26 protein-coding genes are annotated in these 23053 nt (G+C 64.9%); 2 read left to right on the forward strand and 24 right to left on the reverse strand.

Annotated features, from left to right (window positions below; translation table 11 throughout):
• Positions 1 to 10: 10 nt before the first annotated feature.
• From AC1Z3V_RS25465 to trbB, 3 genes are read right to left on the reverse strand one after another with little or no spacing between them, the layout of a single operon-like run.
• A complete protein-coding gene (locus AC1Z3V_RS25465; protein WP_483502416.1) occupies positions 11 to 292 on the reverse strand; it encodes a VirB3 family type IV secretion system protein in 282 nt (93 codons plus the stop codon).
• A complete protein-coding gene (locus AC1Z3V_RS25470; protein ID WP_483502418.1) occupies positions 292 to 624 on the reverse strand; it encodes a TrbC/VirB2 family type IV secretion system protein in 333 nt (110 codons plus the stop codon). Before AC1Z3V_RS25470 ends, AC1Z3V_RS25465 begins: the two co-directional genes overlap by 1 nt.
• A complete protein-coding gene (gene trbB / locus AC1Z3V_RS25475) occupies positions 621 to 1637 on the reverse strand; it encodes a P-type conjugative transfer ATPase TrbB (protein ID WP_483502419.1) in 1017 nt (338 codons plus the stop codon). Before trbB ends, AC1Z3V_RS25470 begins: the two co-directional genes overlap by 4 nt.
• Positions 1638 to 1840: 203 nt before the next feature.
• Here trbB and AC1Z3V_RS25480 point away from each other — a divergent pair, with 203 nt between their 5' ends.
• Positions 1841 to 3103: a DUF6035 family protein gene (locus tag AC1Z3V_RS25480; RefSeq protein WP_483502421.1), complete on the forward strand. Its 1263-nt coding sequence runs from the start codon at positions 1841 to 1843 to the stop codon at positions 3101 to 3103.
• Here the strand turns inward: AC1Z3V_RS25480 and AC1Z3V_RS25485 are convergent.
• From AC1Z3V_RS25485 to AC1Z3V_RS25570, 18 genes are all read right to left on the reverse strand, one after another.
• Complete coding sequence (locus tag AC1Z3V_RS25485; RefSeq protein ID WP_483502422.1) at positions 3100 to 3534, reverse strand: ribbon-helix-helix protein, CopG family; 435 nt, start codon at positions 3532 to 3534, stop codon at positions 3100 to 3102. The genes AC1Z3V_RS25480 and AC1Z3V_RS25485 overlap by 4 nt on opposite strands.
• 7 nt (positions 3535 to 3541) lie before the next feature.
• Positions 3542 to 5530, reverse strand: coding sequence for a conjugal transfer protein TraG (locus tag AC1Z3V_RS25490; protein WP_483502423.1), 1989 nt, complete (start codon positions 5528 to 5530; stop codon positions 3542 to 3544).
• 28 nt (positions 5531 to 5558) lie between these two features.
• Positions 5559 to 7298 carry a relaxase/mobilization nuclease domain-containing protein gene (locus AC1Z3V_RS25495; RefSeq protein ID WP_483502424.1) on the reverse strand — a complete coding sequence of 580 codons (1740 nt, stop codon included), beginning with the start codon at positions 7296 to 7298 and terminating at the stop codon, positions 5559 to 5561.
• A 244-nt stretch (positions 7299 to 7542) separates the two neighbouring features.
• Positions 7543 to 8259: a lytic transglycosylase domain-containing protein gene (locus tag AC1Z3V_RS25500; protein ID WP_483502426.1), complete on the reverse strand. Its 717-nt coding sequence runs from the start codon at positions 8257 to 8259 to the stop codon at positions 7543 to 7545.
• A 4-nt stretch (positions 8260 to 8263) separates the two neighbouring features.
• Positions 8264 to 8611: a DUF736 domain-containing protein gene (locus tag AC1Z3V_RS25505; protein ID WP_483504146.1), complete on the reverse strand. Its 348-nt coding sequence runs from the start codon at positions 8609 to 8611 to the stop codon at positions 8264 to 8266.
• 68 nt (positions 8612 to 8679) lie between these two features.
• Entirely contained in the window at positions 8680 to 9225 is a 546-nt protein-coding gene (locus tag AC1Z3V_RS25510; protein WP_483502427.1) for a S26 family signal peptidase, read from the reverse strand.
• On the reverse strand, positions 9222 to 9743 hold the full coding sequence (locus tag AC1Z3V_RS25515; RefSeq protein ID WP_483502429.1) for a DUF2840 domain-containing protein: 522 nt from the start codon (positions 9741 to 9743) through the stop codon (positions 9222 to 9224). The genes AC1Z3V_RS25510 and AC1Z3V_RS25515 overlap by 4 nt, the downstream gene beginning before the upstream one ends.
• Positions 9740 to 9991, reverse strand: a complete 252-nt coding sequence (locus AC1Z3V_RS25520; RefSeq protein WP_483502431.1) for a ribbon-helix-helix protein — start codon at positions 9989 to 9991, stop codon at positions 9740 to 9742. Before AC1Z3V_RS25520 ends, AC1Z3V_RS25515 begins: the two co-directional genes overlap by 4 nt.
• Positions 9988 to 10641 (reverse strand): ParA family partition ATPase, encoded by a 654-nt coding sequence (parA, locus tag AC1Z3V_RS25525; RefSeq protein WP_483502432.1) that lies wholly within the window; start codon positions 10639 to 10641, stop codon positions 9988 to 9990. Before parA ends, AC1Z3V_RS25520 begins: the two co-directional genes overlap by 4 nt.
• A 211-nt stretch (positions 10642 to 10852) precedes the next feature.
• The gene (locus AC1Z3V_RS25530) at positions 10853 to 11740 is read right to left on the reverse strand and encodes a replication initiator protein A (RefSeq protein WP_483502434.1); all 888 of its coding nucleotides are present in this window, start codon (positions 11738 to 11740) and stop codon (positions 10853 to 10855) included.
• A 10-nt stretch (positions 11741 to 11750) separates the two neighbouring features.
• A complete protein-coding gene (locus AC1Z3V_RS25535) occupies positions 11751 to 12032 on the reverse strand; it encodes a helix-turn-helix transcriptional regulator (RefSeq protein WP_483502436.1) in 282 nt (93 codons plus the stop codon).
• Positions 12033 to 12172: 140 nt separating this feature from the next.
• Complete coding sequence (locus tag AC1Z3V_RS25540) at positions 12173 to 12619, reverse strand: DUF2285 domain-containing protein (RefSeq protein WP_483502437.1); 447 nt, start codon at positions 12617 to 12619, stop codon at positions 12173 to 12175.
• Between the two features lie 79 nt (positions 12620 to 12698).
• Complete coding sequence (locus AC1Z3V_RS25545) at positions 12699 to 12947, reverse strand: transcriptional regulator domain-containing protein (RefSeq protein ID WP_483502439.1); 249 nt, start codon at positions 12945 to 12947, stop codon at positions 12699 to 12701.
• A 119-nt stretch (positions 12948 to 13066) separates the two neighbouring features.
• The gene (locus AC1Z3V_RS25550; RefSeq protein ID WP_483502440.1) at positions 13067 to 13333 is read right to left on the reverse strand and encodes a DNA -binding domain-containing protein; all 267 of its coding nucleotides are present in this window, start codon (positions 13331 to 13333) and stop codon (positions 13067 to 13069) included.
• A gap of 132 nt (positions 13334 to 13465) precedes the next feature.
• Positions 13466 to 13720, reverse strand: coding sequence for a helix-turn-helix domain-containing protein (locus AC1Z3V_RS25555; RefSeq protein WP_483502442.1), 255 nt, complete (start codon positions 13718 to 13720; stop codon positions 13466 to 13468).
• Between the two features lie 189 nt (positions 13721 to 13909).
• A complete protein-coding gene (locus tag AC1Z3V_RS25560; RefSeq protein ID WP_483502443.1) occupies positions 13910 to 14236 on the reverse strand; it encodes a DUF736 domain-containing protein in 327 nt (108 codons plus the stop codon).
• Between the two features lie 589 nt (positions 14237 to 14825).
• Positions 14826 to 15266, reverse strand: coding sequence for a hypothetical protein (locus AC1Z3V_RS25565; protein WP_483502445.1), 441 nt, complete (start codon positions 15264 to 15266; stop codon positions 14826 to 14828).
• 141 nt (positions 15267 to 15407) lie between these two features.
• Complete coding sequence (locus tag AC1Z3V_RS25570) at positions 15408 to 15575, reverse strand: hypothetical protein (protein WP_483502446.1); 168 nt, start codon at positions 15573 to 15575, stop codon at positions 15408 to 15410.
• A 368-nt stretch (positions 15576 to 15943) separates the two neighbouring features.
• Here AC1Z3V_RS25570 and AC1Z3V_RS25575 point away from each other — a divergent pair, with 368 nt between their 5' ends.
• Positions 15944 to 16405: a HEPN domain-containing protein gene (locus AC1Z3V_RS25575; protein WP_483502448.1), complete on the forward strand. Its 462-nt coding sequence runs from the start codon at positions 15944 to 15946 to the stop codon at positions 16403 to 16405.
• A 37-nt stretch (positions 16406 to 16442) separates the two neighbouring features.
• On the opposite strand, the gene AC1Z3V_RS25580 is transcribed toward AC1Z3V_RS25575, so the two are convergent.
• From AC1Z3V_RS25580 to AC1Z3V_RS25590, 3 genes are all read right to left on the reverse strand, one after another.
• Positions 16443 to 17369: a DUF2493 domain-containing protein gene (locus AC1Z3V_RS25580; RefSeq protein WP_483502449.1), complete on the reverse strand. Its 927-nt coding sequence runs from the start codon at positions 17367 to 17369 to the stop codon at positions 16443 to 16445.
• Positions 17370 to 17686: 317 nt separating this feature from the next.
• Positions 17687 to 18727, reverse strand: a complete 1041-nt coding sequence (locus AC1Z3V_RS25585; protein WP_483502451.1) for a DUF7146 domain-containing protein — start codon at positions 18725 to 18727, stop codon at positions 17687 to 17689.
• On the reverse strand, positions 18727 to 23025 hold the full coding sequence (locus AC1Z3V_RS25590; protein ID WP_483502452.1) for a strawberry notch-like NTP hydrolase domain-containing protein: 4299 nt from the start codon (positions 23023 to 23025) through the stop codon (positions 18727 to 18729). The genes AC1Z3V_RS25585 and AC1Z3V_RS25590 overlap by 1 nt, the downstream gene beginning before the upstream one ends.
• Positions 23026 to 23053 lie beyond the last annotated feature (28 nt).

Consider the following 23053-nt stretch of genomic DNA (forward strand, 5'->3'; position numbering starts at 1 on the left):
GGCGCGCTCCTCAGACGGTGAGATGCGCGGGGATGCGCAGATGGCGGCGCACGACATCGACGAAGAGCGGATCGCGCTTGGCGGCCCAGACCGCCGCGAAGTGGCCGATGGCCCATATGGCGAGGCCGACCAGCCAGAGGCGGAGGCCCAGGCCAACCGCCCCGGCCAGCGTGCCGTTCAGGATCGCGATGGCGCGGGGAGCGCCGCCGAGCAGGATCGGTTCGGTCAGCGCCCGGTGGACCGGCACGGTGAAGCCGGGCACGTCACCGACCTGTTCGACGGTGCCCGCCATCAGACGAGCGCCCCGCCGCCAAACGAGAAGAACGACAGGAAGAACGAGCTGGCCGCAAACGCGATGCTGAGGCCGAAGACGATCTGGATCAGGCGCCGGAAGCCGCCGGACGTGTCGCCGAAGGCCAGTGCCAGACCCGTCGAGATGATGACGATCACGGCGATGATCTTGGCGACCGGGCCTTCGATCGACTGGAGGATGGATTGCAGCGGCGCTTCCCACGGCATGGAGGAGCCGGAGGCATGGGCGGGCGCGGCCATCACCACGTTGAGCGTGGCAATGGAAGCGATCGTCGCGAAGCGTTGGCGCGAGAGGCGCAGGCGTTGGATCATCGGTGTTCTCCTTCGGGGCTGGGGGTAATTGAGGTTGGATCGCTGTCGCCCTCGATGATGGCGGGCGCGACGCGGTAATCGCCGTCAGGACCAATGCCCTCGACGCGGGCGAGTTCGGAAAGCCGCCGAGCGGAGCCGCGGCCGGACAGGACGGCAACCAGATCGATGGTCTCGGCGATCAGCGCGCGAGGCACCGTGACGACGGCCTCCTGGATGAGCTGTTCCATCCGCCGCAGCGCACCGATGGCGCTGCCGGCATGGATGGTGCCGACGCCGCCGGGATGGCCGGTGCCCCAGGCTTTCAGGAGATCAAGCGCTTCCGCGCCGCGCACCTCACCGACGGGGATGCGATCGGGGCGCAGGCGGAGCGAGGATCGAACGAGATCGGAGAGCGAGGCGACGCCATCCTTGGTCCGCATGGCAACGAGGTTGGGCGCAGCGCATTGCAGCTCGCGCGTGTCTTCGATGATGACGACGCGGTCAGAGGTCTTCGCCACCTCGGCCAGAAGCGCGTTGGTCAGCGTGGTCTTGCCGGTGGATGTGCCACCTGCCACGAGGATGTTGGCGCGGGAGGCGACGCCTTGGCGGAGCGCCTCGGCTTGCTCCGCCAACATGATCCCGGCTGCGACATAATCGTCGAGCGTGAACACGGCGACGGCGGGCTTGCGGATGGCGAAAGCGGGAGCCGCGACCACTGGCGGCAACAGCCCCTCGAAGCGCTCGCCGGTTTCCGGCAGTTCGGCCGAGACGCGCGGGGCGCCGGCATGGACTTCCGCGCCGACATGGTGCGCGACCAGGCGCACGATGCGCTCGCCATCGGCGGGCGATAGGCGTTCACCCGTGTCGGACAGCCCCTCGGACAGCCGGTCGATCCAGATGCGCCCGTCCGGGTTCAGCATCACTTCGACCACGGAAGCGTCTTCCAGAAATCGCGCGATGGCGGGGCCGAGCGCGGTGCGCAGCATCCGCGCGCCGCGCGCCAGACCTTCCAAATTGTGATGTGAAGCCGCCATCTGATCCCCGTGTCCGCCGGGGAGACATCAGACGGTCCCCGGACGGGGATGATTAAAAGAGCCCGATTTTGGGCCGCTTCAACAAGAAAACAGAGGCGTAGTAGCGTGGCGTATAAATACAGGAGAAAGCGTAGATGGCGGAGTTGCTATGATCTGAAAATCACAAGAGGAGACGTGCCGATTCGCTGTCACGGGGGAGCTGAATGAAGGGGCGATTACAACGAACATTGAAACGCGCCGTCCGGCTCCAGGACATGGCCGTGATTACGAGCGATAACCTGCTTCAGATCGATGCGGACGGCTATCAGGAGATCAGGCGGTCCGCTACGCGGGCGCGCAATGACGGACTGGCCGCCTTCGTCTGCGATCATTGCGGCTTTCCCGTCTATGCACCGCGCGAGCCGAATACGAGGCTGCCATTCTGGCGTCACCACAAGGGGGCTCCCCGCAGTTGCCCTTGGTGGACCGGGGAGCCCGGTTCAACGGATGAGGTCAGCGCATCGCAATTTCAGGGCGCGCAGGAGAGCCCCCTGCATTTGCGCGTCAAGAACATCGTTGCCGAGCTGCTCAATGCTGATCCGCTGACCGAGCCAGGATCGGTTGTCGTCGACGAATATGTTGTTTGTGGAGAAAGCCGGCGCCGGCCCGATGTGCGCGCGACATACGACGGCAAGCCGATCGCCATCGAAATCCAGCTTGCTACGACACAGATTCCCATCATCGTCGCGCGAGAGGACTTCTATCGACGCGAGGGGCGGCACCTCATTTGGCTGACATGGAATTTCGTGCCTGTAGAGCGGGCGCACTTGCTGACGGCGTTTGAAGATATCTTCTACTCACACAACAAGAACCTGTTTTCGCTCGACGACGGAGTTGTGGCCGAGAGCCGAGCAAGGGGATCGTTTCTGGTCCGGGCATTCTGGGAACATGGTTCCGGCTGGGACTCGAAAATCGCAGCACTCCCAGAATTGGAGTGGCCTTCATCCGGTTTGCCTTTTGCCGTTGCGCCTCCACCGCCATGGCATCTGGGTTTTCGGACACGCTGGCTCGCGGCAACGACGCCGGGTGGGACGCCTTGGCCGATCAGGAGGGATTTGTTCGTCGAGTTGGCCGAAGAACTTCAAGATGATGAAATTGATGCAACATCTCTGGAAGAGCTGGATATCGGTGCGCTTTTGAATGCGATTTTGTCGTTCGTCTCAGGGCAACCTGTCGGCTCAGCACAACGGAACCTGACAGAACTCATCAACACGTTCTTGTCTAGTGAGCGGCGTCATAGGTTCGCGCGCGTCATGCGGAAAATTATTTCCGTGACGGTGGGAGCAGACCTCCTGGAAAAGCCCAGCGTTTCGGCCAAGTTTACCCTTGCTCAGCAAAGTGCGCAGGACGAGCCGGAGAGTGTCACAGGCAACGTCGCGCTGCTGCTCTTTCCGGAGCTGTTTCAGAAGCGCAGAGCCGTTGCCTAGTCATCACCACCAGCGGCACCAATATCCTCGCTAATTTCCTGCCGCAGTTTCGGTCCTTTCGCGAGCCGGCGACCGAGCGCGATGACGAACTGGTCATAGCGTTCGCCAGTCTTGGCCCGAACCGCCTGGGCCGCTGGTTCGGGCAAGGCTGGCGTGGTCGAAAGCCAGAAGCGGATGAACACGGCTAGGCTCTCGACCGAGATGCCGATGTCGCGCTCGAGCCGCGTCATCCGGCGATCGAGTTGGTCGAGCCGCTTGGCCGTGACAGCTTCCTGCCGCTCGGCGGCGTCGGGCGACAGGAAGGATTCGATGGCGGCTTCGGCGATCATCGAACGTGACTGGTCGCGCCGTGCAGCATGTTCGGCGAGCCTGTTCATCACGGCGGGATCGAGATAGACGGAAAGGCGCTGTTTGCGAGCGGGCTTGGCCATAAGCGCCTCACAAGTCCATGCCGTCGTCGGGATCGAGCGAGACCTGCCGCGCCACCCCCTGCATGAGACGGTTCATGCGGCTGCTGCGGGCGGCATCATCCTCGTCGCCATCGCTATCGACATCGATCTCGAATTCATTCTCGATCGGCGCCTTCTTCTCGACCGGCTTCACACGGTTGAGTTCAGGCTGCTGGCGCCGTTCGGATTCCGTCGGATCTTCATCACCGGCTTGTGTCGCCGGGTTTGCCTCGGCGATCGGCGGCCGTGCTGGCAGGGGCAGCGCCGTCCAATCGTCGGGCCGGGCCTGCTTCGGTGCGGTTAGCGTCGGGGGCGGCAGGATGCGTTCCTTGAACCTGATGTCCTCGTAATAGCGCGCCTTCTTCGCCCGGATCGGCGGCGTGCCCGCGACCATGACGATTTCGTCGGTGGGCGGAAGTTGCATCACCTCACCAGGAGTCAGCAGCGGCCGGGCGGTTTCCGAGCGCGACACCATCAGGTGCCCGAGCCAGGGCGACAGGCGATGCCCGGCATAGTTCTTCATCGCCTTCATTTCGGTGGCGGTGCCCAGCGCATCGGATACGCGCTTGGCGGTGCGCTCGTCGTTGGTCGCGAAGCTCACACGGACATGGCAGTTGTCGAGGATCGAATTGTTGGCGCCGTAGGCTTTCTCGATCTGGTTCAGCGATTGCGCGATCAGGAAGCTTTTGAGGCCATAGCCCGCCATGAAGGCCAAGGCGCTCTCGAAGAAATCCAGACGCCCCAGCGCCGGAAACTCGTCGAGCATCAAAAGCAGCCGGTGGCGGCCGGCCTTCGCCTGCAGATCTTCGGTGAGGCGCCGGCCGACCTGATTGAGGATCAGACGGATCAGCGGCTTGGTGCGATTGATGTCGGAGGGTGGGACGACAAGGTAAAGCGTCGTCGGCTGCCTGGCCGTCACGATATCGGTGATCCGCCAGTCGCAGCGCCGCGTCACCTCCGCGACAACGGGATCGCGGTAAAGTCCGAGAAAAGACATTGCGGTCGAGAGCACGCCCGAGCGTTCGTTGTCGGATTTGTTGAGCAGCTCGCGCGCAGCGCTGGCGATGACCGGATGCGGCCCGGCCTCACCTAGATGCGCCGTCGTCATCATCGCGGCAAGCGTGGTCTCGATCGGACGCTTGGGATCGGATAGGAAGGCAGCGACGCCCGCCAGCGTCTTGTCCTTTTCGGCATAGAGGACATGGAGGATCGCGCCGACCAGAAGTGCGTGACTGGTCTTCTCCCAGTGGTTTCGCTTCTCAAGGCTGCCTTCGGGATCGACCAGGATGTCGGCGATATTCTGGACGTCGCGCACCTCCCATTCGCCGCGGCGCACCTCGAGCAGCGGATTGTAGGCGGAGGAATTCGCGTTGGTGGGATCGAACAGCAGCACGCGGCCATGTTTGGCGCGGAAGCCGGCGGTGAGCTGCCAGTTCTCGCCCTTGATGTCATGGACGATCGCCGAGCCCGGCCAGGTCAGCAGCGAGGGCACGACCAGGCCGACGCCCTTGCCCGAACGGGTTGGCGCGAAACACAGCACGTGCTCCGGCCCGTCGTGACGGAGATAATCCTGGGCATATCGACCGAGTACCACACCGTCCGGTCCAAGGAGCCCGGCGGATTGCACTTCCTCCATTTCGGCCCAGCGGGCGGAGCCATAGGTCTCGACCTTTTTCGCTTCGCGTGCCCGCCAGACCGACATGCCGATGGCGACGGCCACGGCTATGAACCCACCCGAGGCGGCGATGAAGGCGCCCTGGGTGAAGATCTCCGGTGCATAGGCGTCGTAGAAATACCACCACCAGAAGAAGGCGGGCGGCAGGTAGAACGGCCAGCCGAGAACGGTGAACCAGGGCGGCCCAAGCTGCGCCTGGAAGCCGAGTTTCCAAGCGACATATTCCGTCGCCCCCCAGGTGGTGGCGAGCACGATCAGGAAGACGGTGAGGATCTGGCCCCAGAGGATTTTGGTGGCCGACATAGTTCAGTCCTTTCTGGCGAGTTGAGGGTTAAAGGCCGAGGCCGCGCTTGCGGCCAAAGCTCCAGTCGATGCCGCCGTCGTCACGGGCGACGCCGGAGACGTGTTTGCCGAGCTGCTTTCCGAGGGAGGGTGTCCAGGGCACGAGCTGGAAGCCGAGGCCGTCATCGAGCATGGCGAAGCGGCCGGAGGCGAGCGTGATCCGCTGCCGGTAGGTGCCGGCGACATATTCGCCGCCATTCGCGCGGTTGAAGGGACGGCCCATCTCGGAAGCCAGCTTTTCACCCAGCGTCTCCAGTTCCCGGCGGCGCAGCGTATCGATCAGGTTGCGATTGAAGGTGACGCGCTGGCCCTGCCGCTCGGCGAGACCCTGTTCGATCAGATGCTCGGCACGGCGGTCGAGAGCCTGCCGCACCTCGGCGCCGAAGCCGCCTTCCGACAGCGCGGCGGGTTCACGGGCGATGTTCTGGCGGTCGAGCCAGGTGGCGCCCGACGCGGTGATTTGGGTGTTGAGGTCGAGATCGGAGCGAACCGCAATCGCCACGCGGCGCTGACCGTTCGCATCGTCGAACTTGCGCAGCTCGACGATCGAGCCCGGCGCGCTGTCCCCGGCGGCGTCGAGGTCGGGCAGCTTGATGTGATGGGTGCGCCCATCCGTGCCATCGACCACGGCATAGGCAGTGCCGTTCAGTTCGTCGTCCAGACCGCGGTCGACCAGCCGGCCGATGATCGGCGTATCAAGACTCTCGGCCGCCAGAACATAGTTCGCCGCGCCGCGCTCGATGCCACGCTCGGTCAACGCGCGGTGCATGCGCTTGATGATATCGCCGCGCTCGCCGAGTTCCCGCAGCGTCGCCTCGGCCTTGCCGTCGATCACCCATTGGCCAGGACCGACCTGGTCGGCGAGGCCGAGGGTTTCGAGTTTGCGCAGCCGCCCGACCTTCAGCGCGTGGAATTCGTCGGGCTGGCGATCGGCATGGGGAGCCAGATCGACGACGCCGGTCTCGCGACCATCACGAACGAGCTGGCGGTCGAGCTGGGTCCAACGTTCGGAGTGGATCTGGCGTTCCAGCGTGCGGCGGATGTCGAGATCGGTGCGCGGCCCCAGTTCCTGGGTGATGAGATCGCGCGCCCGATCGCGCATCCCTTCCTTGATGTAATCTCGGGAGATCACGAGATCCTGGCCATCGTCGCGCACACCCCGCACGATCAGGTGGACATGGGGATGCTCGGTGTTCCAGTGGTCGACGGCCACCCAGTCGAGACGGGTGCCGAAATCCTTCTCCATCTGCCCGACGAGGTCGCGGGTGAAGGATTTGAGATCGGCCATCTCCAACGCATCGTCAGGCGAGACGATGAAGCGGAAATGATGCCGGTCGTCCTGGCACCGCTCCGCGAAGGCGCCGGCCTCCGCATTCTCGGTTTCCGGCCCGAACAGACGAGCCTTCTCTCCGTCCCGGGTCACGCCCTCTCGGCGCAGATAGTTGAGGTGCGTGCCGAGCGGTGCGGTGCGCGCCGTATGGCGAACCACACGGGCTTTCACCACGGCGCCGCGTGAGCGGGCGGTGATGAGGCGGTTCGCCTGGATGCTGGCGCGCTGACCATGACCGAAACGCGAGCGGTTGCCGGGCACGATGCGGCCGGAGCGCGACACGCCGCCACCGGCCTTCTTCGCGGCGGCCAGAGCCTGCGCGATGAAGGGGCGAGCCGCCTGCGCGCGGGTCGAGCGGATACGGCCAGGCCGGATGCGGAAATCGTTCTCGCCGCTCATGGCCGAGTGCCCGCACATCGCGCCAGGTCGCGGAAATCATGAGAAGATTGGTGAGGCCGCGAGGTGCGCAATTGGCGCGCACCTCGCGAAATATCCTCATAACCCATTGAAAAACCACAACCGCCAGACGCCGCACATCGCGGCCTTTTATCCTGCCCTCCTTCGGTTGTGTTGCCTGCCTCCACCCCCAGCGCCCTCCATGCTGCGCCAGAGCCCGAAAGGATGCGAATGGACCTCATTGCGGTCATGGGGCGGTCCTTTCCGCCGCCCGCGCGACGAACAGGCCAACGGACTGCGGCGCGATGGCGGAAACATCGCGCACGGCGGCTGCCGATTGCCCATCAAGCGGGGAGCGTTCTCCCGGCACGGGATCGGCAGCGGCTGTGCGGCTCGGCTGCACGATGAAGAGCGGCGCGTGGGTCCAGGACTGCGGATCGGCGGCTGCGATCAGGACAGGGGCGACGTCGCTGCTACCGTCAAGGTTCGGCGCGACGGTGGCGACATAGGCGCGCGTTTCCGCCGGCAGCGGGCGGCCTCGGAGCGATGCCTCGTAGCGTCCGGGACCGGCATTATAGGCTGCGATCCAGCCCGGCGAACCGTAGCGGTCGAACAGTTCGCGGATATAGGCGCTGCCCGCGATGATGTTGTCGTGCGGATCGTAGGGATCGCCGCCAAGACGGTGACGAGAGCGCAGATAGGCCCAGGTGTCGGGCATGATCTGCATCAGCCCGATCGCGCCTTTGGGCGAGAGCGCGCGTGGATCACCAGCGCTCTCGGTGCGCAGCACCGCCCTGATCCATGCGGCGGGAAGCTCGAAGCGTTGCGCCGCCTCGGCGATATGATCGGCATAGGGATCGCGCGGCGAAGGCCGGGCGATCGGCGCCGTCTGTGCATGGACGACGACAGGCGCGACAACAACGAAGGCCAGGCCGGAAAGGAGAAGGAGGACGGTGCTGCGCATGGCGTCAGTCCCTCCCGTCGTGCTTGGCCGGACGGTTCCAGTGCAGCGACCAGTTCTTACCGGTGTCATCGTCGCGGAACAGATTGGCGCGGATCGGCTGCGCGAAGGTCGGATCGTCGAACTGGATCGCGATATAGTCGCCGGCCTTTTCGCCGGTGCGTTTCCAGCCGGCGCCGATCTCCGCGCCCGGCGCGCCGGTCTCGCCGTCGACGATGTGGACGCGATACTGCGGGGCGTTCTCGGTCTCCGACGGCTCGGCTGCGACGATGAGCACGTCCTGGGCCAGCGTCAGTGTCGTCAGATGTCCAATGAAACCCGCTTCGTCGCGGGTGAATGTGCCGATCTGTGGCATGGTGGTTTCCTTGGCGGTGACGTTGAAGGAACCACCGGCGGGCACCGCTCCCGCCGATGGGGAAGCGATCAGCGCGTGGCGGCCCGCCAGACGTAGCGACCGTCACCGGCCTCGTCGGTGTAGATCGGCGTCGCCTTGCCGATGACGGTGCGCGCGGGGATCGGGCCGAAGTAGCGCCCGTCCAGGCTGTCGCGCACGTCAGGGTTCATCAGGAAGATGTCCCCGTCCGCGATGCGGCGGCAGCCCTGCCAGACGGGCAGATCACGGCCCAGCCGGTCGCGCTCGAGGGCCTCGCCGAACGGCACGGCATCGACGGTCACGGTGTTGCCGGCGCGGCAGACCTGTTGGCCGGGAAGCCCCATGACGCGCTTCATCAGCGGCACACCGCGGCCGATGTAACCGCGCTCCACCATGAAGTCGGCGAGCGGTTTGTCCGGCATCACGGCGACCAGATCGTCGATCTCCAGATGGCGCGGCGGATCGAGGTCGTAGAGGCCGATCGGCACACTGGCCGAGGCGTTCCAGACGAGGCGGAGCGGCGTCGGGATGAACGCGGCGATGGCGACGCCCATCACGAAAAAATACGTCGCCATGACGTAACCGAAGCGGATCATTGTTCGATCTCCCGCCGCTTGAGCCACGCCTGATGGCGTTCCATCGTGTACGGGCGAGGCTCCTGACCGGCGCTTATCCGGTTGGCGACATGCCGCCAGTGATCGGGAGCGACGTCGCAGGCGTCGATGCCGGCAGCCTCCACCGCGTCGATGTGGCGGAGCACCTGTTCGACTTTCGGCCAGCTCTCGATCTTCAGGAGAATCTCGCCACCGGGCCGCACGAAGGGCAGCGTCTGATAGGCTTCGCCCGGCTTGACAGCGCGCACGATGTCGATGCGCGAGATGATCGTGCCGAAGTCGTTGGCCGCCCAACGCACGAAGGCAAAGATGCTGCCGGGCCGGTAGGAGAAGATGCGCCGCTTGCGGTCGAGCACCTGTTCGTGCGCTTCGCGGCCGAACCTGATCCAGTTCTCGATCCGCTTTTCGATATGCGTCAGTTCGACATGCGTAAGGTTGTCGGATGGACGCGCGAGCGGCACCGGGCCGCCGCGCACGCGGGAAGCCGCGGTGCCGGTCATGAGAGATCTCCTTCGGTTTGGGGGAATTCGCGCGCGAGCAGGTCGCGCAGCATGTCGGCGACGGTCTGCCCGCGCCGAAAGGCAGCGATTTTGATCCGGCCGCGCAGCTCGGGTGTCACGTCGATGGTGAGCCGCGCGGTGAAACCGGCGGTCTCGCGGTCACGCGGCTGGGCATCCGCTGTCTTGATCCAGTGTTCGGGATCAGCAGGGCGGGATGCAAAGCCGCGACGGGTCGGACGATCGCTCATGGCATCGTCCCCCCGATGCCGAGGCGGTCGATCTCGTCGGCCAGCGCTGCAATTTCACGAGCGGCGGGTGTGTCGTCGTCCAACTCGGACACCAACCGGCCCGATTGCGCTGCGGCCGCGAAAGCAATGCGCTGGCCGATGGTGCTGGTGAGCACCGGCGGATCATGATCGGCGAGCGTCGCGGCGGTTTCGCGGGCAAGCACGGTGCGCGCGCCGCAACGGTTCAGCACGAAACGCGCGGTCAGCTCCGGCCGATAGATGCGCGCTTCGGTAACGAGCGCCAGCATCTCGGCCGAGGCCCAGCCGTCGAGCGGCGATGGCTGCACGGGGATCAGCACCACGTCGGAAGCCAGCAACGCCGAGCGCATGAGGGCGGCGACACGCGGCGGGCCGTCGATCACGATCATGTCGGCACCGCGCGCCAGCTCGGGCGCTTCCCGGTGCAGCGTGTCACGCGCCAGGCCAACGACGCCGAACAGGCGCGGCAGACCTTCGTGCTCACGCTGCTGCGACCAGTCCAGCGCCGAGCCCTGCGGGTCGGCGTCGATCAGGATGACGCGCTTTCCTCGGCCAGCCCAAACGCCTGCAAGGTTCAGCGCCAGCGTCGTCTTGCCGACGCCACCCTTCTGGTCGAGGAGCGCGACGATCATGACGCGCTCCCGGCCGACCGCGAGCGGTTATCCGCAGTCGTAGAAACGGCGGGGTGCGTTAGAAGAATTCCATAGGAATTCTGGTTAGATAAGTTACGGGCGCCACAAGCTTTTGATTCAAAGCGAGGAATCGACGATTCCGGTCCCCGATAGCACGAGGATCGCGTCCCCGATGGCACGATAGATGCGGTCCCTGATAGCACGAGACTATTCACAGCTTATCCCCAGGGCGAGAGGTTGCACGGCGACGGCGAAGCCGCGGCACGCCGAGGGGCGCCGGGTCGGTCGGAGCGAAGGAGAGGCGTTCGGGAAGGCCAGACGGTTGCTCGATCACGAGCCGGTAGCCGGGCAGCGGCTGGCGCCTGACGATTTCCCGCAGGTCGTAGGCGAAATGCTTGAGGGGAGAGAGCGAGCCTGACTTGGCGTGCAGGTGGAGGAGATCGAAGCTCCAGCCAAATTCCTGGTGGCCGCCATGCTTGCGCACGAGCCGGTAGAGCCAGCGTTCGAGCCCGCCGGTCAGGTCGAAATAGGCCTGATCGATGGTCAACACGAGCGCGTCGTCGAGGACTGCGGCGTAGAACCAGTCGGGCAGGATCAGTTCGAGCCCGAGCGGCCGGCCGCGATGATCGGCCTTTTCCTTCCACTCGTTGATCCAGGAGAAGCGGTGCATGCGCCGTTCGGTCGGCTGGCGGATCGACGTCGCCACGGTGGTTGACTGCAAGCGGTCGAGCGCGGCCTTCAGGCGGTCATAGTCGCGCATGCTGACGCCGCGGCCGATGAAGGTGAGGATCTCGTAGGGCGTCGTCGCCATCAGGCGGGAGGGCCGCAGGCCGATGTCGCGCGCCTCGACGATCTGCGAGGCCGCCCAGATCAGCACGTCGGCGTCCCAGATGGTCGCCATGCCGTGCTCGGGCACCGCCTCGACGCGGATCACGATCGATCCAGCCTTGAAGTCGATCGGCGCCAGGCGCTTCGACTTTGCGAGCGAGAAGAACGGATAGGCCATCAGGTCCTGGGCGTCGCGCGGCGCGAGATCGCCCGGCAGCGTCCGGAACAGATCGAGCTGGGCGCGCTCGCTATCGTGACGATGAAACGTCATGGCCGGGCGCTCAGCGAGCGTAGCGGCCGGCGTGGACCGGCGGGGTCGTTTCCTGCCGCTTGGCGGGCAGCACCGCGCCGCGTGGATCGGAGGTCGAGGTGACTGCGCCGCGTTCGGCCCAGGCCTGAAGGTCGTCGACGGCATAGACGACCCGGCCGCCGAGCTTGCGATAGGCCGGCCCGGTTCCGTAGGTCCGGTGCTTCTCCAGGGTGCGAGCCGAAAGGCTGAGAAATTCGGCGGCTTCCTTGGTTCGCAGGAAGCGTGGCGGGAGAACGGCGAGATCGGGTCGCATGGATGTGGCCTCCGTGGGTTCGTTGGGGCCGCTGCGCATCAGCGGATGACGAAGGCCACGGTGGCGAAGAAGCCCCGGCGGGAGGGAGGGGGAAGATTGGGAGGCTGAATTCTCCCCCCGTTCAGGAGGGCGATATTCTGTCAGGATCGGCGACGATGACGCAGAAGCTGCCGATAACCACCCTGGATCATGGCCAGGCCATCCCGCACGAGATCCTTGACGGTGTCTCGCAGCGCCGATGTCTTCCAGGGCTGCTCGGCGACGCGCATGACGCCGAAGATGGCTTCGGCGATCTCGCGATAGCTTGCGCCGCTGGTGCGGCCATCGACGGCTTGCAGCATGTGGCGCGCGCGGCGCAGTTGTTGAGCAGTCAGGCGCGTATCCGGTGGAACCGCGCGGTTGTTCAGTGCCTTGATAAGCCGAAGAACCGCCTCTGCGCGGTCGAGGCCATCCGCGTCGATGGGAATAACGGCCGCCAGGGGGCGCGTCCCGTCAACGCCCGCCAGTCGCACCAGATGCAGCGACTGGTCGTTTCCGAGATCATATTGGAAATATTCGCCCGTTTCGTCTCGGCGGGACGAAGCCACATCGAGGGCCGACGAGAGATTTGTGTTCGTGGGAAGGAGCGGTGGAACGTCCGTCAGGACGACAGCGCTGCTGTCTTCTTCAGGAGACCAGAAGACGGGGATTTCCACCGCATTGAAAGTAGGGTGGACAAGGAAATTGCAGGCCCCAGCGGCGGCGAAGGGCGTTCGTCAGGTGTTCGGGTTCTGTGGCGAGCTGCTCGACTTCTGAATAATCGTGCTGGTAGTCGCTGTTGCGTCTCAGCCATTCCCAGGCGAGATCGGGCGCCGTGAGGCGATTGACGTAACTGTAATTCGGCGACGCTCTCCAACTCGATATATCGGGAGTCATGGTTCCTCCTGGCTCGCATCAATCGCGCATCTATTGCCAGGGAACGATTCCCGGTTGTGTGAGCGCCCGGAAGTCCCGATGGTTGCAAGGAGCGATGCTTCCGCCGCATCGCCATTCGATCAGTGGAGGCGGCCTTCCCGGGCCAGCAGGCGGTAGCCGTGTTCGGTCATCCAGCGCGCCCGCGCGAGGTGGGTGTCATGAACCCGGCGAGCGCGTTCCGGTTCGCGCTCCGGGTCGAGGCCGAACAGGATCGTGACGGCTTCGCGCCAGTCGGCACCGTCCGTCGCTGCGTCGAGCAGGCGCAGATAGAGGATCATGTGCTCGCGGTCATACGCCGTGAGCACCGCACTCTCCGGCGGTTCGTCAAGAAAATGGATGTCTGTCACTTTGAGCCCCAGTGCCCATTTATAGCTGTTCTAAATCGCGTTGTTAACTATGGGATGTTGGGGGCGAACGGCACCGCAGACGCATCGGGCGATGCGCCCAATGCGTCACGCGGGCCTATGCGAGAGCATCGGTCACGAAGATTTTCGGCTATCGGCCTTGGCACGGACGAGCATCACCCCTTCACCCTGGTCGGATGTCAGAAGAACGATGCCATTGCCTTCAAAGGCTCGGCGTACCTGATCGCGCGTTGTCTCATACACTTCGAGCCCGCTTTCGGATTCGAGGCGTTTCAATGCGGTCAGCGATACCTGGGCCTTGTCAGCGAGCGTCTCCTGCGTCCAACCCAGCAAAGCGCGCGCGGCCCGTGATTGTCGGGCGGTGATCATGCATGATCACCTCCCACTCACGCCAGCGCGCACGCCAGAACTACGACTATAATAGTCGCTCTATGGCCCGAAAGCCAAGCTATTTCTGCTGATTGGCCAGCTTCAGCCGTTCTTCTGGTTTAACTGATTCGGTTGCGGCGACAGCGCTTCGGCCCCGCCCGGAGTGTCCGGGCGGGGCGGCTGCGGTCCTTAGTCGCCGTTGCGGCGGTTGGGGCGGGACCAGATCAGCGAGTGGGTTTCGCCGTCCTCGTCGTCGAAGAGGTTGGCGAAGATCGGGGCGTTGAAGCTCGGATCGTCGAGCTTGAGGCCCAGATAATCGCGGCCCTCGTTGGAGCGCTTGGACCAGGCGGCGCCGATCTCGGCCCGGCCGACCATGACGCGGTGGCTGGGGGCGTTTTCGCCGGTGGAGCGCAGGTCGGGGACGATGCGCACGCCCTTGGCCTGGACGCTGAGGGTGACGATTTCGCCGGTGAACTCGTTCGAGCCGGTCTTCTTGAAGGTGCCGATGGTCGCCATTTTCAAATCTCCGTTTTCCGTTTTCGAGCCCGCACCATGCGGCCTCGATGGCGATCGGTTGGCCGGAGACGACCGACGACGCATCGCTTGCGACCGGAGCGAAGCGGAGGATGGCGCAGGAACGAGTTTCTTGCTTCGCGAGGAATGACGGCCTTGGCCGGCAGGGGAAGAAAGTCGGGACGCGCCGTTGCGGCATAGGCGGTCGAGGCGAAGCCGTTCTTCGGTCAGATCAGCCCATTGAAGAGGCCGTTTGGAGCGATCGGCGGACGGATGCTGGCGGAGATGATGGCGACCTGACGCAGCCGGTATGGGAGACTGTCCGATCTCTCACCGGGTCATCTCTTCCTGTCGGCAGGCCCGCAAAGTGCTTCTCCGCCGCCACGTTCTTCCGCGTCGGGAACGCCCGCCATCACGCGATGGTCGGCCGTGTCGGGCCGTTGGTGCCGCTGCCTCCGGCGCATCAGCAGGATTGCAGCCTTTGGGACTGCTTGCCCGAAACGCTGCTATCGCCGTTTTGCCAACCTCTTCGACGATTAGGCCGGCCTACAGATCAACCATTTGGTTCGGCGAGACGCCATATGGGAAGCGATCAGGCCCGCATTGTGCCCTGACCGGCTTGGGCGGTGGCCGCCATGCCTGTAACCCGCATGAGCGCCGTGATGCCGACAGCGATCGCGCCGATGACAGAAAAGACAATCTGCCAGGCTTCTGACGGCATGGTGTGTTTCACGATGCCGTGCGTGGCGTGATAGCCGGCCATCACCGCAGGCGCGACAAAGACGAGCGCGATCAGCAATCGCGCCCACATGGGACGGACGATCACGAACAGGGTTTGGCCGATGCCGAACGTGAACCCAGCGGCGGCGATGCCGACGATGATCGCTCCGAGCCAGCCCGCGCCGGTGTGCCAGGCCCAGGTTCCGGCGCTCAGCCCTGCGAAGAATGGGAGCGCGAAGACGGCGAGCGTGAACAGAAGCCAGCAGAAGAAGCCGATGGCTGCTATGGAAAGAAGAATGCCGAGAAAGATCATGGTGGTGTCTCCGTGAGGAAAGCTCTGAGGGTCGCGCCTCCACCACCACCACGGCGCGAAGCAGAGAATAGCAAAAGATAAGCGTCTGCGGGAGCGGAAACCGGCAAGGTCTCCGCCTCGGCCATGATGATCTTCGCCCCGTCATGGGGCGAAAGGATCGATCTCGCTGACGATTTCGGCGGCATCACCGTCATATTCGGCTGCGGGTGTGACCGAGAGAGTACCGTCGCCGGCGCGGAAGATGACGATGGCGACCATCAGGGTGGCGGCGAGGCTGAAGGCGAAGGCGTGTGCGTCGGGGAAGGACATCGATCCGGCTCCTGCTTGAGCGGAGGACCATCCCCCGCTGACAGGCGCCCGATGTGTCCGGCCGATGGCCGCAATCACCGCGAAGGTGAAACCGCAGCGGCGGCACGCTATGCGTAGTCCGACCCCTTGCGGGTTGATGGCGACAGGCCATCGGCTGGACCACGGATCAGCGCAGATAAGCGGGGGTGGTTTCAGATAGGCAGGAGTTGCCGAATGATGGCCCCAGAAGACGCTTTGCGGTGTGGATTCTGCAATGGATAAGTGTCGGAAGAGTTCTTCCAGCGCAGTTGCCGGACGGCGTTCAGATTCTCTTGATGCAATTCGCCGTATTATTTCAGAATTGAGCGGGAATGGGGAAAGCGAACTGATTGTCCGACACACCGAAAACATACCCTGGGGAATCCGCCACGCCTGAGCAAATACTTCGGTTGGCGGAAGAATACAGAAAAGCGGCCCATCTGCTGCTGCAACTCGGACGGCGCGGAGATCCGCTATCACGCGCTCCTTGCCGGTTGTCGGCCATTCACGCGATCGAACTCTATCTGAATGCGCTGCTTCTTTTCATGGGGCAGGAAACAACCCGGATAAGGGGACTGCAACATAACCTTGCCGCGCGATCCGAAATGGCGATCGCGAATGGCCTCCAATTGCGAAAGCGAACTGCGGCGCATCTGTCGGCCATGGCCGGGAACAGAGAGTATCTCGTGACGCGATATGGACCGGAAATGACGGCGACAATCTCGCAGATCAATCGGCTCACGGCGACTCTGGATGAGGTCGCCAACAAGGTCTCTGCGATGATGGCCGCAGCGAATAGAGCTCGCGTCTGATGCCAGTCATGGGATGGTCGCAAGAGGCAGGTGGCGCTCACGCGCCACCTGAACCGAACCGATAGACCGGGATGCCGAGCTTGCGGGCCTTATCTGCGAGGTTGTCCTGGATGCCCGTGCCGGGGAAGACGATGACGCCGATCGGCATAACGGCCAGCATCTGGTCGTTGCGCTTGAAGGGTGCGGCCTTGGCGTGCTTCGTCCAGTCGGGCTTGAAGGCGACCTGCGGCACCTTGCGCGTGTCGGCCCAGCGGGCGGCGATCTTCTCGGCACCCTTGGGCGAACCGCCATGCATCAGCACCATGTCGGGATGCTTGGCGTGAACCTGATCGAGCTTGGCCCAGATCAGCTTGTGATCGGTGCTGTCGCCGCCGGAGAAGGCGATCTTCGGCCCGGCGGGCAATAGGACTTCTGCCTCGGCGCGGCGTTTTGCGGCGATGAAATCGCGGCTGTCGATCATCGCGGCTGTGAGGTTGCGATGGTTGACCATGGAGCCGGTGCGCGGACGCCAGCTTGATCCAGTCTGCCGTTCGAAATGGTCGGCGGCCTGATCGCGCATCAGCTCGAAGGCGTCACGGCGTTCAAGAAGCGTCTGACCTTCGGCGGTGAGGCGTTCCAGCTCGACCGATTTCACCTCGCTGCCGTCCTGTTCGCGTTGGCTGCGGCGTTGCGCCTGCTCATTGTCGTCCAGTTCGCGTTCAATTCGGTCGCTGGCGCGGTGGAAGAGATTGACGGTCGACCAGAGGAGATCGTCGAGATCGGGCTCGAGGCGGGTGTCTTCCAGCGTGGAGATCAGGGCGTCGAAGATGTCGGCGATGGCACCGGCGACGCGATCGCCTTCGGGGAGCGGCCGAGGGTCGGGTTCATCCTCGAAGGGGCGATAGCCGTAGAGCTGAAGCTCATGCAGGAGGTGGGCGGTCGGGGATTCGCTGTGATGGGGTTCGTTATCGTCGTGCCCGTTCATGGGATGCTCCGTCGGTGTGGACCGCGACCGTCGCGGCCTTCATGGCGACGAAGCCCATGGGCGGGACGGCCTTGCACCCTGACGCAAAGCGTCGGGGCCGGAGCGTCAGCGGAGGATGGCAGAGGCCGGCTATTTTGCCTCGCGATGGAAAGGCGCGGGACGCGCCGCCGGAAAATAGTCGGCCGTCGCCATTGCCGGGCCGGCCCGGCTGTGGGCCGATCGCCCTCTCGAAGGCCGAGGCGCGGTCCTCTTCCGATGGATGAACGCATCCGGATGGGCACGATGACAGCACGCCGTCATCGATTCCCTGTTCCCGGCTATGCTGCCAGCGCCATGAAGCGGGCTACGTCCTGCGGGGCAAGCTGCACCCGGACATCGGCCTGGAGCGTGTCGATGCCGAAGTGTCGGAGATCCTCGTTGAAATCCCCGAGCCGGGGCGAGAGCACGATAGCCTCGATGCCGACGGAGTTTGCCCGTTCGATCAGGCTGTCCCGCGCTCCGTTTCCGGCCGGATCATTGTCGCGGACGATATAGAGTCGGCGCAGGCAGTCGGGGAACAGGATGGCGGCGAGATGGGCCGCGGACAGTGCGGCCGCGCTCGCCATGCGGGGCATGGCTTCACGAACCGACAGGACGCTTTCGATGCCTTCGCCTGCCGCCATGACATCGCCGGGCACGCCGAAGCGAACCGCGTGCCCGAGCAGATCGCCCATCGCCTTGCGCTGCGTGTCGATCGGCGCTTTGCCGGAGCCATCGGGAGCGAGCCATGTCCGATGCGCGCCGGTGATCCTGTCGGAGAGATCGGTGACGACGCCGATCATCGCTGGCCAGGTCTCGGTCGGGCTGTGCTCATCAGGTCGATAGTAGCAGCGGGGATGGAAACGCAGGCTTCCGGTTCCGTGCAAAGCCGTAATCCCGCGACCACGCAAATACGCTTCTACGAGCGTGCCGCCGATCGGCTGACACATGGCGACCAGCCGCCGTGCGGCCTCGGCCGACCCCGATGGTGCAGGCGTGTGCGCGCGCTGTTTCGGCCGCGGTTCTGGATCGTGCTGCGGCAGACTGAGGAACAGTCGGGCCTCTTCGGCGACGTCGGCGAAGTCGATGAGGCCCAGCGATTCACGGATGACATCGAGAAGGTCGCCGTGCTCGCCCGTCGCGGCGTCCGTCCACTTACCGGCGGGGCCTTTGGCGGTGTCCTTGAGGCGCACGAACATCGACCGGCCGGGCGTGTTGCGAACATCGCCAACCTGCCAATAACTGCCCTGTCGGTGTCCGGCGCCGAGATAGCGTTTGCACACCGCCTCGGCCTGCCGGCCGAGACGGGATGCGAGATCGGAAGCGTCGCGGCGGGCCATCACGCAGCCTCCCGCTCGCCGACGCTGGCCACGGGATAGGTCTCAAGCAGCTTGCTGAGCACTGCCGGTCCCGAGGTGTCGATCGGCACGAAGAAGCGCAGCTTCCACGAGATGATCTCGGTGAACAGGCCATAGGTGCGAAGGCGGTCGCGCATGGCCTCGGTGAAGCCGGAAAGCTCGATACGATGCGCGCCCATGACACGCACGCGGCGAAGCTGGAGCCCTTCAGCCAGGTCGAGGATCGTCCGGCCGTTGATGAGTGCCGCATAGGCAGCATCACCCGACAGATCGGGGGCACCGCCGGATGCGGCGTTCGCGGCCCAGGCCGGCGAGACACGGCGGCCGATGATGCGCTCGCCATCGTCGGTCTGAAGCCGGTAGACGCGGGTCGACTCGTTCGGCAGACGCTTCCACACCGGCAGCAGCAGTCCGGCGACGATGTGGATCGTGCTGTCGCTGAAGGCGGGCACGTCGACGAGTTCGTGAGACCAGGCCGCCGAGAAGGTCTTCCTGTCGGCTTCCTGCCAATGGCTTTCCGCCATCGACTTCAACGAGGCGGGGTGATGTTCCATCGGCCGGATCAGCCTGACACGGCGTTCGATTTCGCCATCATCGAGCATCAGCGATGGCGCCGGAACCTGCACGGCGGCACGGCCCGAGCGCTCATTGACGAGCATCTTCGCACCGTGATCATCGAGCCAGCCAAGAGCATCGTCGAGCGAGAGCGGACGATTGCGCTCGCGCTGGATGATCGTGAGCAGCCGCGTTTCCGCGCCCGACGCCGGATGGGTGTAGATGACGGCGCGGTCGGTAACGACGAAACTCTCCGCCGTCAGCGTTTCCAGGCCGACATCATAGACGCCGCTGGCGATCGCGCCGGCCACCTTGGCGTCGAGCAGTTGCTCGAACGCGGTGAAGAGGATGCCCTGCAGTTCGATCGTGAGCGCCAGCAACCTGTTCAGGAAGGTGGTGATCGGCGGCAGTTCGTCCTTGATGCCATTGTCGTCCATCAGCTTCAGGCCGGTTGCGGACTCGAAGCGATGGAGGGAACAACCCTCGATCTTGCCGCGCACGATCAGGAGATAGAGCTGGCGCAGAGCATCGCGGGCGTAGCAGGATTCCAGATTGTCCTCGGGCCGGAACAGACCCTGGCCACCGGTCTGGCGCTGCCCGCGGGTGATCGCGCCGAGCGTGTCGAGACGCCGCGCGATCGTGCTGAGGAAGCGCTTCTCCGCCTTCACGTCGGTCGCGATCGGGCGGAACAGCGGCGGTTGCGCCTGGTTCGTGCGGTTGGTGCGGCCAAGGCCCTGGATGGCGGCATCGGCCTTCCAGCCCGGCTCGAGGAGGTAGTGGACACGGAGGCGCTGGTTCCTGGCCGACAGCTCGGCGTGGTAGCTGCGGCCAGTCCCGCCCGCATCGCTGAACACGAGGATGCGCTTGCTGTCATCCATGAAGGCAGCCGTCTCGGCGAGGTTGGCGGACGGCGCACGGTTCTCCACGGCGAGGCGTTCGCCCTTGCGGACGATGCGGCGCGAGCGGCCTGTCACCTCGGCCACCACGTCGGTGCCGAAGCGCTGCACGATCTGGTCGAGCGCGCCGGGCACGGGCGGCATCGATGCGAGGCGTTCGATCAACTCATCACGGCGCGCGACTGCTTCGCGGCTCTCGACGGGCTGGCCATCTCGATAGACCGGACGCGACGACAGATTGCCTTCGCCATCGCTGAATGGCTCGTAGAGCTGGACCGGGAACGAATGAGCGAGATAGTCGAGCACATATTCGCGCGGCGTGATGTCAACGCGAACGTCGTTCCATTCCTCGGTCGAAATCTCGGTCAGGCGGCGCTCCATCAAAGCTTCGCCGGTCGAGACTATCTGGATGACGGCGGCATGGCCGGCTTCAAGATCCAGTTCGATCGAGCGGATCAGGGTCGGCGTCTTCATGCTGGTCAGAAGATGGCCGAAGAAGCGCTGCTTCGCGCCTTCAAACGCGGAGCGGGCGGCGGATTTGGCCTGCCGGTTCAGCGTGCCGTCACTGCCGGTGATGTTGGCGGCCTCCATCGCGGCGTCGAGATGATTGTGGATGATGGCGAAGGCGCCGGCATAGGCGTCGTAGATGCGGCGCTGCTCGTCGGTCAGCGCGTGCTCGACCAGCTCGTATTCCACACCGTCGTAGGAAAGCGAACGCGCGGTGTAGAGGCCGAGCGAGCGCAGATCACGCGCGAGCACCTCCATCGCCGCAACGCCGCCATCCTCGATCGCCTCGACGAACTCCGCGCGAGTGGCGAAGGGGAAATCCTCGCCACCCCAGAGGCCGAGCCGCTGGGCATAGGCGAGATTGTGGACGGTGGTAGCACCGGTGGCGGAGACATAGACGACGCGGGCGTTCGGCAGGGCGTGCTGGAGCCGAAGGCCGGCGCGTCCCTGCTGCGAGGCGGCAACATCGCCGCGTTCTCCCTTGCCGCCTGCGGCATTGGCCATGGCATGGCTTTCGTCGAAAATGATCACTCCGTCGAAGTCGGACCCCAACCAATCAACGATCTGACGGACGCGCGAAACCTTCTCGCCGCGGTCGTCGGAGCGCAGCGTGGCGTAGGTTGCAAATAGGACGCCTTCCGTGAGCGAGATCGGTTTGCCCTGTGCAAAGCGCGACAGCGGTGTGACCAGCAGGCGCTCCATGTCGAGCGCCGACCAATCGCGCTGCGCGTCTTCGATCAGCTTGTCGGATTTGGAGATCCACACCGCCTTGCGACGGCCCTGGAGCCAGTTGTCGAGGATGATGCCAGCCGACTGGCGGCCTTTGCCGGCGCCTGTGCCATCGCCCAACATATAGCCCCGGCGAAAGCGCACGGTGTTCGCGGCATCGGCGGGCGCGGCCTTTACGAGGTCGAAGGTCTCATCAACCGTCCACGAGCCGACGAGAAAGTCGCCATGTGCCTCGCCGGCATAGATTACCGTTTCGAGCTGCGCATCCGACAGGAGGCTACAGATGTTGGCCGGCAGTTTCGGCCGATAGCTCGGCTTGGGCGGGGCGACGCTCGCCATGGCGGCCGACTGGACAAGCTTGGTCGGATGCGCCTGAGAACCGGGAATGCGGATCGACTGCAATCTGTATTCTTCATAGATCACGTCGGTGAGCCGGCCGGCGTCCGGTGCAGCCCAATCCACGACATCATAGGCCAGATCGTGGGCATCGGGCTCGATGCCCACGATCGGCGCCGTGCGCGTGACCGCAGCGCGGGCGAGATAACCCCGCACGGTCTTTGGAGCCGCGCCCGCAACAGCCGGTGCAGCCGGAAGCGAGACCGGCTGTCGGGAAGGAAGATGCGCATCGATCCAGCCGAGCAGGGTCGCGACATCGGGAGCGAGACCCGGCGATTCCGGGAAAACGGAAGGGTCGTTGGCGGGGAGCTTGTCGACGACGATGAGCCGTGTCGGGAAGGTCGTCCCATGCTTGGCATACACGGTCCCGGTGATGGCAGCGGAGAAGACGATTGTTCCGCTTGTCTGCAGCGTGGTGAAGGCATCGCGCCATTCGGGCATGTCCGGGCCGACATTGGCGCCCGTGATCGCGACCAGACGGCCACCATGCGCAAGCCGGTTGAGGGCCGATGCCAAATGCCGGAAGCCGGCATCGGCGACGCGGCCCGAGACGTTGGCCATAGCCGAGAATGGCGGGTTCATCATCACCACGCTCGGAACGGTGGCGCGATCGAGATGATCGTCGATCTGCGCCGCGTCGAAGCGCGTGACGGTCAGGGCCGGAAATAGGGAGCTGAGCAGATCGGCGCGGAGGTCGGCCAGTTCGTTCAGAATGAGCGAGCTGGCGGCCGTCGACGCGAGAATGGCGAGCATGCCGGTTCCGGCAGACGGCTCGAGCACGCGATCGGTGGGCGTGATGGCGGCGGCCGTCAGCGCAGCCAGGCCGAGCGGCAGCGGCGTCGAGAATTGCTGGAGCGCTTGGCTTTCCTCCGACCGACGGGTGTGGGTCGGAAGCAGCCCTGCGATCTTTCCGAGCACGACCATGCGTTCGGCCGGAGAGACGGCTTTACGGAACAGCGCCTTTCCGTATTTGCGAATGAACAGGACGGTGGCGACCTCGCAAGCCTCATAGGCCGTTTTCCAGTCCCAGGCGCCGGAAGCGTCGGACGCGCCAAAGGCGTCCTCCATCGCGCCGCGAAGAATGGTGGCATCGACGCGGGCGCCGCGTTCGAGCTGGGCGAGCAGAACGTGGGCGGCGGTAAGAATGGCGGTTGCCGGCGCGAGGGGCGCCGCCGTCACGGGTAGCAGAATGGTCATTGGGAGATCCTCGGGAGAGCGGGAACGG

The organism is Ensifer sp. 38_S197, from assembly GCF_056924495.1.

Coding starts and splice junctions, on each gene's coding strand:
- AC1Z3V_RS25465 (WP_483502416.1), bottom strand. CDS start 292: ATGGCGGGCACCGTCGAACAGGTCGGTGACGTGCCCGGCTTCACCGTG.
- AC1Z3V_RS25470 (WP_483502418.1), bottom strand. CDS start 624: ATGATCCAACGCCTGCGCCTCTCGCGCCAACGCTTCGCGACGATCGCT.
- trbB (WP_483502419.1), bottom strand. CDS start 1,637: ATGGCGGCTTCACATCACAATTTGGAAGGTCTGGCGCGCGGCGCGCGG.
- AC1Z3V_RS25480 (WP_483502421.1), top strand. CDS start 1,841: ATGAAGGGGCGATTACAACGAACATTGAAACGCGCCGTCCGGCTCCAG.
- AC1Z3V_RS25485 (WP_483502422.1), bottom strand. CDS start 3,534: ATGGCCAAGCCCGCTCGCAAACAGCGCCTTTCCGTCTATCTCGATCCC.
- AC1Z3V_RS25490 (WP_483502423.1), bottom strand. CDS start 5,530: ATGTCGGCCACCAAAATCCTCTGGGGCCAGATCCTCACCGTCTTCCTG.
- AC1Z3V_RS25495 (WP_483502424.1), bottom strand. CDS start 7,298: ATGAGCGGCGAGAACGATTTCCGCATCCGGCCTGGCCGTATCCGCTCG.
- AC1Z3V_RS25500 (WP_483502426.1), bottom strand. CDS start 8,259: ATGCGCAGCACCGTCCTCCTTCTCCTTTCCGGCCTGGCCTTCGTTGTT.
- AC1Z3V_RS25505 (WP_483504146.1), bottom strand. CDS start 8,611: ATGCCACAGATCGGCACATTCACCCGCGACGAAGCGGGTTTCATTGGA.
- AC1Z3V_RS25510 (WP_483502427.1), bottom strand. CDS start 9,225: ATGATCCGCTTCGGTTACGTCATGGCGACGTATTTTTTCGTGATGGGC.
- AC1Z3V_RS25515 (WP_483502429.1), bottom strand. CDS start 9,743: ATGACCGGCACCGCGGCTTCCCGCGTGCGCGGCGGCCCGGTGCCGCTC.
- AC1Z3V_RS25520 (WP_483502431.1), bottom strand. CDS start 9,991: ATGAGCGATCGTCCGACCCGTCGCGGCTTTGCATCCCGCCCTGCTGAT.
- parA (WP_483502432.1), bottom strand. CDS start 10,641: ATGATCGTCGCGCTCCTCGACCAGAAGGGTGGCGTCGGCAAGACGACG.
- AC1Z3V_RS25530 (WP_483502434.1), bottom strand. CDS start 11,740: ATGACGTTTCATCGTCACGATAGCGAGCGCGCCCAGCTCGATCTGTTC.
- AC1Z3V_RS25535 (WP_483502436.1), bottom strand. CDS start 12,032: ATGCGACCCGATCTCGCCGTTCTCCCGCCACGCTTCCTGCGAACCAAG.
- AC1Z3V_RS25545 (WP_483502439.1), bottom strand. CDS start 12,947: ATGACTCCCGATATATCGAGTTGGAGAGCGTCGCCGAATTACAGTTAC.
- AC1Z3V_RS25555 (WP_483502442.1), bottom strand. CDS start 13,720: ATGATCACCGCCCGACAATCACGGGCCGCGCGCGCTTTGCTGGGTTGG.
- AC1Z3V_RS25560 (WP_483502443.1), bottom strand. CDS start 14,236: ATGGCGACCATCGGCACCTTCAAGAAGACCGGCTCGAACGAGTTCACC.
- AC1Z3V_RS25565 (WP_483502445.1), bottom strand. CDS start 15,266: ATGATCTTTCTCGGCATTCTTCTTTCCATAGCAGCCATCGGCTTCTTC.
- AC1Z3V_RS25570 (WP_483502446.1), bottom strand. CDS start 15,575: ATGTCCTTCCCCGACGCACACGCCTTCGCCTTCAGCCTCGCCGCCACC.
- AC1Z3V_RS25580 (WP_483502449.1), bottom strand. CDS start 17,369: ATGAACGGGCACGACGATAACGAACCCCATCACAGCGAATCCCCGACC.
- AC1Z3V_RS25585 (WP_483502451.1), bottom strand. CDS start 18,727: ATGGCCCGCCGCGACGCTTCCGATCTCGCATCCCGTCTCGGCCGGCAG.
- AC1Z3V_RS25590 (WP_483502452.1), bottom strand. CDS start 23,025: ATGACCATTCTGCTACCCGTGACGGCGGCGCCCCTCGCGCCGGCAACC.